Below are 13,227 nucleotides of genomic sequence, written 5' to 3'. Positions count from 1 at the left end.
AGCTGTTGTGTGGATCGGATGGTGCTGCGGATCTTGATGCTGCTGGCCTGGTCAACGGTGTCCCCTCCCCGGCTCCTTTGTCACTGGACTTTCCTCCAGGGCAAGGCTGGCTGCAGGGAGGTCTTGGGTGTCTTCGCCGCCGTCGGGAAGTTCAGCCGGCGGCCGCGGAAATATCCGGCGGCGGTACAGGTAAGGACGGCCATCACCGCGCCGGCGCGGCCGAGGCCGCCGGGATTGCCTGCCCGGCCGAAGTCATACAGTCCGGTCATCACAGCACGGGGCAGCACACTGCGCACGTACCGCCGTTCGGGTCCCAGTGCTCTCTTGTGCCCGACGATCTGGCTGACCTGGGCCTTGGAAAGCCCCTCGGACCAGGACCTTGAGAGCATGTAACGGAGCGTTGCCCTGCTGGCCGGTACGTGGTGCCGCACCACTGCCGCAGGCTCATAGACGATACGGGAGCCGGGCGACCCCATCCTGGAGCGGATGCAGATTTCCGTTTCCTCGCAACCCAGCGGGATGCTCCCCCGGCGTCCAAGGGAGTGGTTAAACCCCCCCACCTGGCGCAGGACCTCCAGTCGGAACGACATGTTTGCACCAATGACGTTCCTGACCTCGGAGGCTACCCGCGGCATGCCGCGATGGCTGCATCCCACAATCCAGTCGAGTTCTTCACCGAAGTAGCTCGGCCGGCCCGTTTCCCAGACCGGTACCACCCGGCCGCCGACGCCCAGGACGTCGGGGTCGTCGTACAGTGCCACCAGGTGCTGCAGCCAGTCCGGAGCGGCCTCGGCATCGTCATCCAGGAAGGCGACAATGTCCGTGTCTGAGAGGCTGACGCCGGTGTTGCGTGCGCCTGAGAGGCCCTTCGGTCCCATGTTTTCGACGACTCTCACGTCGTCCACCACTGCAACGAGCCGCTCGTACAGCTCGGTGTTGTGGTCGATAACAACCACGATTTCCTCAGGACTCACGGTTTGTGCACGCACTGATTCAATGACGTCGAGCAGATTTGCCCAGCGGTCGGTGGTGTAGGCGCAGATCACCACAGTGACCGTGCAGGTTGGAAAATGTTTCATGTCACGCCGCTTCCCGGAGGGAAAGGAGGCTTTGCGGATCAACCGGGATCCTGGGGAACCGGACGTTCGCGTAGGCGTACTTGACCCGGCGCAGCGCTTCGGGGCGGGCGCCGGCCGTGGGTGCCTCCCACAGTGCGCACTCCCGCGCCATCGTCCGGAGGACCCGCCAGCCGTCACGGAAGGTCTGCAGGTTGGATGCCCCGGAAATCCGGTCCAGTTCGATACTGGGCACTTCCGCAATCCGGAGACCGGCGCGGGCGGCGCGCACAATCAGCTCCGTCTCAATCTCGAAACCGTCGGATTCCAGCTCCAGGACTTCGAGGCATTCGCGCCGGAAAGCGATGTAGCCGTAGCAAAGGTCGGAGTAGTTACTGCGCAGGATGGTGTTGGCCAGTCCCGTGAGCGCCCGGTTGCCCGTCCGCCGCAGCCAGGTCAGGTCCTCGGAACCGCCTCCCGTGACGTAACGGGACCCTTTGACGAAGTCATAATCGTGTTGGAGGGGGGAAACGAACCATCCAATTTCCTGGGGGTCCATGCTGCCGTCCGCATCCAGCATGACGATGATGTCGCCGGAAGCAGCGGCGAAACCTGCGCGCAAGGCGACGCCCTTGCCCTTGCGTTTCTCCTCCACGATCACAACATCGTCACGGAGCGCCCGCGCTACACCAACTGTGTTGTCCTGGGAGCGGCCATCCACGATGATGACCTCGTCCACGTAGGAAGGCATCCGGCGCAGAACCCATGGAAGGTTCTTCTCTTCGTTGAGGGTCGGAATAACAACGCTCACCGAGGCTTGCGTGATTGCTACCGAGGGCTCGGAAAACATGCTCGAAAACTGGGTCGAGATAGACAAAGACTTCACCACTTCTTGACATCGACGGAATTGGGACGGTGGCGCGTCCACTTGTGGTGATTGCGCCAGGCGCTCTTTCCGGTCAAGGTCTGGTCTTAGGCCCCAGCCACACACAGCCAACGACTTGTCCGTGACGAAGAGCCTATGTGGGCTCCTGACAGGTATCACCAGTAGTTGGTACTCGATTTTTCGTCGGCACCAATAGCGTCGTTGCGTAAGTAACGGGGTTAACGGAGGGTGAAATCGTTAGGGATAGGGGATTAACTCAGGGGGAACCCCGGGTAGGTAGGGGGTTCCAACGGCCAAGGGCGCTGATCCTACACGTGCGTGCGGAAGAACACCTCGGTCACGGCAGCCAGCCGCCGCGGGTCCTCCATGCCGCACAGTTCGCGTGCCGAATGCATGGACAGCAGCGGCACGCCGACGTCCACCGTCCGGATTCCCAGGCGGGTGGCGGTGAGGGGACCGATCGTGGACCCGCAGGGGATCGCATTGTTGGACACGAACTCCTGGTAAGGCACCCCGGCCTCACCGCACAGCCGCGCCCACAGGGCGGCCCCATGGGCGTCCGTTGCGTAGCGCTGGTTCGCATTTATCTTAAGCAGCGGACCGCCGTTGAGCACAGGGTGGTTGGCAGGATCGTGCCGCTCGGGGTAGTTCGGGTGGACGGCGTGGCCGGCGTCGGCAGAAACACAGAACGACGCCGATACCGCCTGCCGTCGCTGGCTTTCCGAAGCCCCAAGCCCGTCGGAGATGCGCACCAGGACGTCCTCGAGGATGGGCCCGCAGGCACCCGAGCGCGAGTTGGAGCCGATCTCCTCGTGGTCGAAGGCCGCGAGTACTGCGACGGGGCCGGCGGGGGCACCGGAAGAAGCGTGGGCTATCAGTGCAACCAGGCCCGCATGGGTGGACGAAAGGTTGTCCAGCCGCCCGGATGCGAAGAACTCACCCTTGCCCCCGAAAACCGCGGGCGCCTGCGTGTCCGCAACGACGACGTCGTACCCGCCGACCTGCGCAGGATCGACGGACGCGCCGGCGACGGACTCCGCCAGGACCTCCAGCAGGTCGAAGTCAGCCGGATTCCCCAGCCCCCACACCGGATTCATGTGCCGCTGCTTGTCCAGGGTGAGCCCCTCATTGACGGACCGGTCCAGGTGGATCGCCAGCTGGGGGAACCGGAGCAGGGGGCCGGTCGCCGTCAGGTGCTCCGTCCCGTCAAGCATCACCAGCCGGCCCGCCAGCTGCAGTTCCCGGTCCAGCCAGGAGTTGATCAGCGGGCCGCCGTACACCTCCACCCCGGCCTGCAGCCAGCCGTGCGCGCCGGTGGTGGGCTTGGGCTTGAGCTTGAAGGACGGCGAATCCGTGTGGGCGCCCAAAATGTTGAAGCCGGTCCCAGGCCCGGCGCCTTCCGGAACCACCCAGGCGATCAGCGCGCCGTCCCGGATGATGAAAAAGGATCCTGCGCCGCCCTCCCAGGGCTCCTGCTCGTCCAGGCGGACAAAGCCCGCTTCCGCCAGCCGCCTGCCCGCTTCGTGCACCGCGTGGAAGCTCGACGGCGACGCGGTCACGTACGCGCCGAGGTCCCGGATGTGGTCTGCGGCGGAGGATTCGATAGGCATGCTCCCGAGTCTAGAGGGTGACGTTCAGCCTGGCCGTGTAACCCTCCGCTGCAGATCCGCTCATCATGGCCAGCTGGTAATGCCGCCGTCGTTCCGGAACACACTGTCCGACTGCAGGGTGTTCCGGCGCATCACGGCCACGCCCCGCGGCAAGGAACTTCGCTAGGGCCCGGCGGCTGGTCCGGGCCGTCCAGGCCGCCACCTCCTGTTCATGCTGCCGCCGCTGCTTGACGCCATTGCCGATGCCGGTGGCGATGATGTTGGACAGCGTAATCGTGGCGCCGGTGGCGATGCTGGTCAGACGTCCCGCTTCTTGAGCAGGATCATGGCCGGAACCAGGAACAGCAGCACGTAGCCTAGGAAGAGCAGGCCGCCCTGCCACGGATCGATTACGCCGTCCGTATGTCCGATGGACAGGAACCGGCCGCCGGCCTCGCTGGGGATGTACTGCGGAACGTACTTCCAGAACTCGCCAGGGATGAGCGTGAGGAAGCTTGCCGCGATGGACAGGACGAAGAAAATGCCCACCAGGACGGTGATGCCGCCGGCGGAGTTGCGCAGCAGGGTTCCGAGTGAGAGCCCGATCAGCGCCACGCCTGCCACGTAGAGGCCGCCTGTGGAGATGCTGTACAGCACGCCGTCCGTGGACCAGTCCAGGTCGAAGCCGATGCCCTGGAACACCGGCATGGCGATCAGGAAGGTGGCTGCCCCCGCAAGGGTGGTGATGACGTAGGAGATCACCACCAGGATGATGGCCTTGGCCGCAAACGCCGGTGTGCGGCGCGGAACGGCGTTCATGGTGGAACGGATCATGCCCGTGGCGTATTCGGAGGATATGAACAGGACCGCCAGGGAGCCCAGGACCAGGATGCCAATCTGCAGCCCGGCGTTGGGCAAATTGTAGAGCTCGAAGCCGGATCCGGGCGGGAAGGACTGTTCCATCATCTCCGGAGTCATGGTTTGCCCCTGTTCCCGGGCGTTGCGTGCGATCTCATCCAGGTAGGTGTACCTGATGAGGACGGCCAGGGCGCCCACGCCCACGATGGCCGCGAGGGTCAACAGCAACAGGATGCGGGTCGACATCAGGGACCAGAGCTTGATCCATTCGGACCGCAGGACACCGGCGAAGGTGACGCCACGGGATCCGGCGGAGGAGGAAATGCGTGCGGCAGGGGTTGTTGTCCGGGTGCTCATCGTCCGTACTTTCCTGCCGTTGCCGGAGCGGTTTCCCGGGCAGCCGCAGCGGGTCCGCCGGTGAGGTGCGAGTGGTATTCCACTTCGTCCTTGGTGAGATCAAAGTATGCGTCCTCAAGGGACGACATTTGGGGGGTGAGCTCGTAGACCAGGACGCCGTTGGCCAGCGCAACCTGGGCTATCCCGCGCGGGTCCAGGCCGGTCACCGTGAGTGCTTCCGGTTCGCTCTGGTCAACGGTGACGCCATCCCTGGCGAGCAGGCGGGACAGGTGCGCCGCTGCGTCGGTGCGGACCAGCGTCCTGGCCTGGCGGGTGCCGGCGATGATCCCCTTCACCGGGGCATCGGCGATGATGCGGCCCCGGCCAATGACGATCAGGTGGTCCGCGGTCTGCGCCATTTCACTCATGAGGTGGGAGGACAGGAAGATTGTTTTGCCCTGGTTTGCCAGGTACCGGACCAGGTTGCGGACCCACAGGACGCCCTCGGGGTCCAAGCCGTTGACCGGCTCGTCCAGGATGAGTGTCTGCGGGTCACCCAGCAGCGCGGCGGCTATCCCCAGCCGCTGGCCCATGCCCAGGGAGAAGCCGCCCGCCTTCTTCCGTGCCACGGCTTCGAGTCCGGTCATTTCGATGACCTCGTGCACGCGTGCTTTCGGGATGCCGTGCGTGGCGGCCATCGCGAGGAGGTGGTTGTACGCGCTGCGGCTCGTGTGCACGGCCTTGGCGTCCAGCAGGGCGCCTACCTCGTGCAGAGGCGCTTTATGGTCGGCGTAAGGGCGGCCGTTCACGGTGACCGAGCCCGACGTCGGACGGTCGAGTCCCATGATCATGCGCATGGTGGTGGACTTGCCGGCACCGTTCGGCCCCAGGAAACCGGTGACCTGGCCTGCCCTGACGGTGAAACTGACCCCTGCCACGGCGGTCTTGCCGCCATAGACCTTGGCCAGGTCGCGTGCCTCAATCATGGAATGTTCCTTCTGGCTGGCAGCGCAGGGCTGCAGATGGGTTCAGCTGGCTGGTGTATCCCTTACGCTACCGACGCCGCAGCCGCTTTTCGCCTGTCAGGGATGATTCAGGGAGCAATGAGGGTAGTCCCCTTGGATGACCGGGCAGGTGCTGCGGTCCTAGGGCCGGGGCGAGTAGTAGGTTAAAGCCCGGGGGAGTACCTGGTACTTCACACTGCGCACTCCCGCCAGCGCCTCGCCGTCGACGGCCAGCGCCATCGGAGCACCGCCTGCGTCGATGCGCACCTCCGTGGCCTCCCTAAGGTGGGTGATGGTCGAGCTTGCCACCGTTCCGGTGAGCACGGACCACAGGAGCCGCAACCTGGCGAACGATTCATCGGCCGTGATCAGCCGCAGGTCCAGCACGCCGTCGTCCATCACCGGACGCAGCAGCGGAGCATGGTCCCGGGGGTAGTACCGCCCGCGCCCCACATAGGCGATCCATACCTTGTGCAGCACACCGTCCACGTGGAGCGTCAGCGGCGTACCGGCAGCGAAGGTCCGGAACATGGCCACCACACCGGCCAGCGGCTTCCCGAGGGCCGGCTGGAGGTGCTCCCGCCGTCGCACCAGGTCCGGGTAGAGGCCGACGCTGGATGTGTTCAGCATGGTCAATACGGCGGTTTCCGGGCTCCCGGCAAGGCCGCGTTCCACGGTCACCAGCCCAACGTCCGCCAGGGCCGCCTCGCCGCGCGAAGCCGCCGCCAGGGCTTCCTTAAGGCTTCCGGTTCCCGCGTCGCGGGCAAAGTGGTTCAGCGTCCCTCCGGGCAGCACGAGGAGCGGGATTGACCGTTCGACGGCGGCGGCGGCCGCTGCATTGACTGTCCCGTCACCGCCCCATACACCGAGGGCGACCGTCCCCGGCCTGTCAGCGGCGGCTTGGATGTCCGCGACCAAGTCGTCCTCCGGCAGGACAGTAGTTATGTACGCTTTTGGGAATACTTCTCGGAGGGCGTCCGCTGTCTTGTCCCTGAACGACCCGCCCAGTGTGTTCACCACGACGCTGAGTCCTTCGCCTTCCGGAAGTTCAGGCGCCGATGTCCACGTCCTGGCGGGTTTTGGGTAAGGCGGCCGGACGGGCCACCACTTGCGCGTGACCAGCGCTGCCCCGGCACCGAGAGCGGAACCGAAGACAACATCCGAGGGCCAGTGCGCACCCGTGTGAACGCGCGAGTACGCCACTCCCAAAGCAGCCGGTGCCAGGGCGGCGCCCAGCGTGGGCCGGACCAAACCCACTCCAGTGGCAAAAGCGAGGGCCGATGCGGAGTGCCCGGAGGGCATGGACGAGCTGGTGGGCTGCGGGTTTACGAACCGGAACACAGGTAGATGCTCAGGAAGCGGACGGCTCCTGGGCAGGAGCGTCTTGAAAACGCCATTGGTGACAGCTGAGGCCACTGCCTGGGCTATCAGGCCGTGCAGGGCCGCCCGCCGCGTCTTTCCGGGAAAGGCCACCATGACGGCTGCCACTCCCATCCAAAGCTTCCCGTGGTTGGCAGATGCCGAAAGACGGCGGAAGAAGTCATCGTGGTTGCCGCCGGGAAGATCCGAAATATGCTTCACCAGATATTTATCCAGCTGGCCAATCCACCGATGGCTTTTGCCCCAAGTGCTCCCCATGTGCATACCCTACCTCGGCGGGGTGTTATGCGTTGTCCGTCTGCCGGTTAAGGGGTTTCGCCGCGCCCGCCAGCAGCAGTGCCAGCACAATCGGTGCCATGATGGCCAGCAGGGCCAGATGGATGCCGGTGAGGTCGCCCAGGTAGCCCAGCAGCGGCGGACCGGCGAGGAACGATATGTAGCCCAGCGTTGATACAACAGACACCCTGGCGGGTGCGTGCTCCGGGTCATCTGCGGCAGCGGACATCCCCATGGGAAACGCAAGTGCAGCGCCGATTCCCCAAAGGGCCGCGCCCACTGCCGCAAGCCAGACGTTTCCCGCAAGGACAAAGAGCCCAAGACCTGCGGCGGCGGCGGCCATGCTGGCACGGAGTACGGCGACGCGGCCATACTTGTCGATCACGCGGCCGCCAAGGAACCGCATGGCTGTCATGGCGAGGACAAAGAGGGCGAACATCAGGGCACCGGTGGATTCCGTGGTGCCGATTCCGTCCACTGAGGCCTTGGCGATCCAGTCATTGCCTGCGCCCTCGGTGAGCGTTGCGCCAAGCACCACAATGCCGATGAGGACAGTTCGGCTGTCCCGCCAGGCAGACGGTCCCCTCTCGGCCGCCGCTTCGCCCTTGGCGGTGGCTGTGGACACATGGGGGAGGAAGTAGCGGGGGGCGATCAACGTCACCAGGACCACGATGCCGGCGATGACCACCAGGTGCAGCGGCAGGTCCACGCCGAGGTTCGAGAGTACGGCGCCGATGAGCGCACCAACAAAGGCTCCGCCACTGAAGGCCGCGTGGAACTGCGGCATGATGGTCCGCCGGAGCTTGTGCTCGACGTCGGCTCCTTCAATATTCTGGCTCACGTCCCACAAGCCGATGGCGATGCCGAAGAAGAACAGGGAAACGGCGGTGCCCGGTATCGATTCTGCCGAGAGGGACAGTGCGATGCCCACGCCTGCCATGGCTGCGAGCACGCCGCCGAAGCGGACGGCGTTGGCTGTCCCGATCCTGCCGACCACCAGCCCTGCCGTAGGCAGCGCCAGGAGCGAACCGATGGCTGTGCACAGCAGCAGGGTGCCCATCTGGCCAGAGGTAATGTTGAGGGTCTCTGTCACTGCCGGGATCCGGGCAGCCCAGCTGGCGAAAACCAGGCCATTAATGCCGAAGACCACGAATGTGGCCGCAGCGGCAGCGGTCAATCCTGTGTGCTGGGCTGTGCCGGTGTTTGTGCTCATACGTTTACTACTTCCACTGAGTATTCATCGAGTTGCGCACGTTCTTCGGCGCTGAATTCCTTGTCCGTCACCATCACATCCACCCGCTCCAGCGAGGCCACCAGCACCCGCGCCTGTGCGTGCCATTTTGCTGCCGCAGCCGCAAGCACCACCCGCGCCCCGGATTCAATGCCGGCGCGCTTCACGGCGGCGTCCTCAAGGTCGTGGGCCAGCAGTCCGTCACGGGTGCTGACGGCACAGGGCGTGACGACGGCGGTATCAAAGCGGAGGGAGCGGATGTTCGCTTCGGCAAGGGGCCCACGAAAGCACAGTTCCCCGGGGATGAGGCTTCCGCCGGGCAGCAGGAGTCCGGGTCGGATGCCTGCCAAACCTTCAGGACCGGCCGCCGCGTTCAAGGAGCGCAAGGACATGGGCATGACCGTCAGGTCCCTGCCCGCCAGCGTACGCGCCACTTCCGTGGCCGTGCTCCCGCTGTCCAGCCAGACGTGTTCCTGGTCCCGGAGCAAAGCGGAAACGGCGGCCGCGATCCGCCGCTTGACGTCCCGGTCCTCCAGTTCGCGCTGGCCGTAGCCGGGATTTTCACCGCGTGCGATCAGGCTCCGGGCGCCGCCGTGCACACGCCGGAGGACACCGTTCGCCGCCAGCACCTCCAGGTCGCGGCGGATCGTGGCTCCGGAGGCGTCACAGGCGAGCGTCAACTCCTCGACGCTGACCTCCGGGCGCTCCCGCAGGATTTTCGCGATGGCGCGGTGCCGTTCCTCCGTTTTCACACGGCAAGACTAACAGCAAATGATCAAATGAAACGGACTCCTGATTATTTGATCAAAGTTGCTTCTGACGGTCACCGGGCCCTTTCCACCCGCTTTTCATCCCAGACCGGCTCGGGGGACTCGTAGACCCGGCCGTCGGAACCGAACACGAAAAAACGGTCGAACGTGCGGGCAAACCAGCGGTCATGGGTCACCGCGAGGACTGTTCCCTCGAAGTGGTCGATGGCGCGCTCAAGTGCCTCTGCTGAATGCAGGTCCAGGTTGTCTGTTGGCTCATCCAGCAACAGCAGCGTGGCTCCGCTGAGCTGGAGCAGCAGGATCTGGAACCGTGCCTGCTGGCCGCCAGACAGGGACTCGTATTTTTGCTCCGACTGCCCCGCCAGCCCGTAGCCGTCCAGTGCCCCGGCAGCCGCTTCCCGGCCGAGCCCTGATCGGTGTTCGTCACCGCGGTGCAGGATCTCCAGCAGCGTCTTGCCCATGAGGTCGGGCCGTACGTGGGTCTGTGCGAAGAATCCCGGGCGGATGCGGGCACCCAGCTTTACCGTCCCTTCGTGCGGAACCTCGGCGATCTGCACATCGGAAACCGGCAGGTGCCCGCGTTCAGGGTCTGTGCCGCCGGTAGCCAGCAGCCGCAGGAAGTGTGACTTTCCCGAACCGTTGGATCCGAGGACTCCCACCCTGTCGCCGAACCACACCTCGGTGGAGAACGGCTTCATGAGCCCGGTCAGTTCCAGCCGCTCGGCAACAATGGCGCGTTTTGCCGTCCTGCCGCCCCTGAGCCTCATGTGGACGTTCTGTTCGATGGGCAGTGCCTCTGGCGGCCCGGCTTCCAGGAACTTCGCCAGCCTGGTCTGGGCTGCATGGTAGCGGTTGGCCATGTCGGAGCGGAACGCGGCCTTGTTCTTGTACATGTTGACGAGTTCCTTGAGCTTGATGTGCTCCTCGTCCCAGCGCTTGCGGAGTTCCTCGAAGCGGGCGTTGCGGTCGGCGCGGGCCTCCACATAGGAACCGAAGCCGCCGCCGTGGATCCATGCGGAGGCACCGTTGATTCCCGGTTCCAGCGTCACGATGCGTCCGGCGGCGTTGTTCAATAATTCGCGGTCGTGGCTGATGAAGAAGACGGTCTTGCTGGACCCGTTGAGCTTCTCCTCGAGCCAGCGCTTGCCCGGCACGTCCAAATAGTTGTCCGGCTCATCGAGCAGCAGCAGGTCGTCCGGGCCGGCGAAGAGTGCCTCAAGGACCAGCCGCTTCTGCTCACCGCCCGAAAGGCTTGACGCCGCCCGGTGCTGCGCGCGGTCATAGGGGAGTCCCAGCGCAGCCATGCACACTTCGTCCCAGACGGTTTCGACGTCGTATCCCCCGGCATCACCCCAGTCAACGATGGACTGGGCGTACCTCATCTGGGTGGGCTCGTCGTCGTGCTCCATCATGGCCATTTCCGCCTGGTCCACTTCGCGGGCAGCGGCAGCCAGGGCGGGCGGAGCCGCGGACACCAGCAGGTCGCGCACGGTCGATTCATCCCGGACCTGCCCCACGAACTGGCGCATGATTCCCATGTTCCCTGACCGGCCGATGACGCCGTCGTCGGCGGTGATATCGCCGGCGATGATTCGGAAGAGGGTGGTCTTGCCGGTCCCGTTGGGCCCGATCAGCGCGGTTTTGGTGCCGTCCGGAACCTTGAAGGTCACCCCGTTCAGCAGCTGGGTGCCGTCAGAGAGGAAATAGTCGATTCCGGAAACATCAATATGGGCCACGGGCTCCATCTTCCCACGCCCCGCCCCTGGAGTTTTTGGGCAGATATGCAGTCCAAAATAGCCCGGAAGTCCGCATATCTGCCCAAAAACCCTAGCCGGCGGCGGTGAGGAACTCCTTTAGCAGCGGCCCGGAGGTGGTGGCTCCCAGTCCGCCGTCCTCGACGAACACGGCCACGGCAAGGTCGCCGTGCACGGCAACGATCCAGGCGTGGGTCTTGGGCGGATTCTCGTTGCCGAACTCTGCTGTTCCGGTCTTGGCACCTACGGGTTCGCCCGGTACGGACGAGAGGAAGCCGGCGTGCCCTGAGGTGACGACGGCGCGCATCATGTCCCGGAGCGAGGCGGCTTCTTCCGCTGTGATGGGTTGGTCCGAGGCAGCTGCGGGAGCTTCAGCGGTGGCTGTCGCGGAGGGCTGGGCGGCCGGCGCCGTGGAACCGCTGGTGGTCCCGGCGGCAGCACCGCCGTCGGGGTTCAAGACCAGCTGCGGAGACACGGGTGCGCCCTTGGCAACAGAACCCGCCATCATGGCCGCCGCCAGCGGGGAAAGCAGGACCTTGCCCTGGCCGATCATGGAGGCAGCGTGTTCCGTGCCGGCGGCTTCGCCGGGAACGGAACCCAGGAACGCTTCAGCTCCCAGCGTTGGCGCCTCCACAGCCAGGCCCATGGCCATGGCGGCAGACTCAAGCTGTTGCTGTGAAACGTCATCCCGGGCAGCAATAAAGGCCGTGTTGCAGGAGTGTGCGAAGGCATCCCGGAGGGTCACCGATCCCAGGGAACCTTCCGGATATCCTTCGGCGTTCTTGAAGGTCCTGCCGTCCACCGTGAGCGTCGGTGTGCATTCCACCTTCGAGTCCGGCGTGAGGCCATTGCGGAACATTGCCAGGGAGTCGACCATCTTGAAGATCGACCCCGGCGCGTACTGGCCCAGCATTGCTGTGTTGTAGCCGTTGCTGCCGGGCCCGGATGCCACAGCCAGGACGGCTCCCGTCGAGGGACGCAGGGCGACAATGGCAGAAGCGGGGTCAACCTCGGCGAGGGTCGCCTCCGCCAACGTCTGCAATCTGGGGTCCAGCGTGGTCTTGAGCGGGGTGCCCGGAGTGGGCGCCACCTCGAACAGCACCCGGCGCGGATCAGTGGCAGAGGACTGGATCTGCTCGCGGGTCAGGTCTGCGCGCTGGGCACGGATGACGACGGCGTCCGTGCCGCGGAGCTGTTCATCGTACTGCTGCTGCAGCCCGCCGATGCCCGTGACGTCACCGGGGGACAGGGCCCCTTCCGATGCTTTAATCTGTTCCGCACTGGCCTCGCCTACCGAACCGAGCACAGCACGGGCAAAGGTGCGGCTGGGCGCCAGCGGCATGGTTGCCTTGATGGCGCGCGCGCCCGGAATTGCCGAGATCTGCTCGTCCGTGATGGTGCGGCCCTCCTCACGCAGCGTGATTGCCTGGACGAAGGCCTGTGCGCCCGAGGCCTTGACCTGTTCCGTGTAGGCGGCAGGATCAATTCCTACCAGGGCTGCGAGCTTGCCGGCGGAATCAGCGGGATCGGCACCACCGAGCTGCGGCTTGTCGATACCGACATTCACCACGGGCCGGTAGGTCACCAGCGGAGCGTCGCCGGCGCCGAGGATGTCGGCACGCGGCGGTGACTGGGATCCCATGCTCAGGATTTCGGAGTCTGCCAGACCCGGCGCCAGCGTGGCGGGATCCCAGACGGTCAGCCATTTGTCACCGGACTTCTTGAACTTGGCTGAAACGGTGTACTTCCACTCTGCCTCCCCGAACTTCCAGGTGTAGTTCAGGGGTGCGGAGGCCCTGTCGCCGTCGAGGCTGACATCACCGGCTTCCACAACGGGCTTTTGGGGCTCAAGCGCGGCAAATACGTTCTTCAGCTGCTCGTTCGCGGCACCGGCGTCCTTGCCGTCAAAAGGCACGGACGCGATGTCCAGGGCCGAGACAGCGCCGGCGAGCTGCGTGGCTGCGGCCTCTGCGCCGCTGCGGCCGTCATCGCAGGCTGCAAGCGATGTTCCGAGCGAGAGTGCAGCTAGGGCAGCCGAAATTTTTGTAATTTTCCCCATCGCGCCATTATGCCCCGCTTTTGTTGGCC

10 protein-coding genes and 1 pseudogene are annotated in these 13,227 nt (G+C 65.2%); all 11 read right to left on the bottom strand.

The genetic code is table 11. The features are described 5' to 3' along the window. Positions 1–80 precede the first annotated feature (80 nt). Complete coding sequence (locus tag FDW83_RS07940; RefSeq protein WP_138137244.1) at positions 81–1,079, bottom strand: glycosyltransferase family 2 protein; 999 nt, start codon at positions 1,077–1,079, stop codon at positions 81–83. A 1-nt stretch (position 1,080) separates the two neighbouring features. After that, positions 1,081–1,866, bottom strand: coding sequence for a glycosyltransferase family 2 protein (locus FDW83_RS07935; protein WP_240720896.1), 786 nt, complete (start codon positions 1,864–1,866; stop codon positions 1,081–1,083). A 383-nt stretch (positions 1,867–2,249) separates the two neighbouring features. Further along, positions 2,250–3,551: a M18 family aminopeptidase gene (locus FDW83_RS07930; RefSeq protein ID WP_138137240.1), complete on the bottom strand. Its 1,302-nt coding sequence runs from the start codon at positions 3,549–3,551 to the stop codon at positions 2,250–2,252. Between the two features lie 166 nt (positions 3,552–3,717). After that, positions 3,718–3,852, bottom strand: a pseudogene (locus FDW83_RS19410) (sensor histidine kinase); the annotation flags it as partial. Then, positions 3,849–4,745, bottom strand: coding sequence for an ABC transporter permease (locus FDW83_RS07920; protein ID WP_138137238.1), 897 nt, complete (start codon positions 4,743–4,745; stop codon positions 3,849–3,851). The gene FDW83_RS07920 and the pseudogene FDW83_RS19410, both read right to left, overlap by 4 nt. Then, positions 4,742–5,710, bottom strand: coding sequence for an ABC transporter ATP-binding protein (locus FDW83_RS07915; protein WP_138137236.1), 969 nt, complete (start codon positions 5,708–5,710; stop codon positions 4,742–4,744). Before FDW83_RS07915 ends, FDW83_RS07920 begins: the two co-directional genes overlap by 4 nt. Positions 5,711–5,869: 159 nt before the next feature. After that, positions 5,870–7,366, bottom strand: a complete 1,497-nt coding sequence (locus FDW83_RS07910; protein ID WP_138137234.1) for a bifunctional phosphatase PAP2/diacylglycerol kinase family protein — start codon at positions 7,364–7,366, stop codon at positions 5,870–5,872. A 25-nt stretch (positions 7,367–7,391) separates the two neighbouring features. Then, positions 7,392–8,597, bottom strand: coding sequence for an MFS transporter (locus FDW83_RS07905; protein ID WP_138137232.1), 1,206 nt, complete (start codon positions 8,595–8,597; stop codon positions 7,392–7,394). After that, positions 8,594–9,367: a DeoR/GlpR family DNA-binding transcription regulator gene (locus tag FDW83_RS07900; RefSeq protein ID WP_138137230.1), complete on the bottom strand. Its 774-nt coding sequence runs from the start codon at positions 9,365–9,367 to the stop codon at positions 8,594–8,596. Before FDW83_RS07900 ends, FDW83_RS07905 begins: the two co-directional genes overlap by 4 nt. Positions 9,368–9,438: 71 nt before the next feature. Beyond that, positions 9,439–11,121 (bottom strand): ATP-binding cassette domain-containing protein, encoded by a 1,683-nt coding sequence (locus FDW83_RS07895; RefSeq protein WP_138137228.1) that lies wholly within the window; start codon positions 11,119–11,121, stop codon positions 9,439–9,441. Between the two features lie 91 nt (positions 11,122–11,212). Further along, a complete protein-coding gene (locus tag FDW83_RS07890; RefSeq protein ID WP_138137226.1) occupies positions 11,213–13,198 on the bottom strand; it encodes a penicillin-binding transpeptidase domain-containing protein in 1,986 nt (661 codons plus the stop codon). Positions 13,199–13,227 lie beyond the last annotated feature (29 nt).

Source organism: Pseudarthrobacter sp. NamE2 (genome assembly GCF_005796205.1).
GTDB lineage: Bacteria > Actinomycetota > Actinomycetes > Actinomycetales > Micrococcaceae > Arthrobacter.
The sequence above is the reverse complement of the archived record's forward strand: the minus strand, read 5'-3'. Positions and strand labels throughout refer to the sequence as shown.

Excerpts from the sequence above, each read along its gene's own strand:
- FDW83_RS07910 (WP_138137234.1), bottom strand. The coding sequence starts at position 7,366 with ATGGGGAGCACTTGGGGCAAAAGCCATCGGTGGATTGGCCAGCTGGAT.
- FDW83_RS07890 (WP_138137226.1), bottom strand. The coding sequence starts at position 13,198 with ATGGGGAAAATTACAAAAATTTCGGCTGCCCTAGCTGCACTCTCGCTC.
- FDW83_RS07930 (WP_138137240.1), bottom strand. The coding sequence starts at position 3,551 with ATGCCTATCGAATCCTCCGCCGCAGACCACATCCGGGACCTCGGCGCG.
- FDW83_RS07915 (WP_138137236.1), bottom strand. The coding sequence starts at position 5,710 with ATGATTGAGGCACGCGACCTGGCCAAGGTCTATGGCGGCAAGACCGCC.
- FDW83_RS07905 (WP_138137232.1), bottom strand. The coding sequence starts at position 8,597 with ATGAGCACAAACACCGGCACAGCCCAGCACACAGGATTGACCGCTGCC.
- FDW83_RS07920 (WP_138137238.1), bottom strand. The coding sequence starts at position 4,745 with ATGAGCACCCGGACAACAACCCCTGCCGCACGCATTTCCTCCTCCGCC.
- FDW83_RS07940 (WP_138137244.1), bottom strand. The coding sequence starts at position 1,079 with ATGAAACATTTTCCAACCTGCACGGTCACTGTGGTGATCTGCGCCTAC.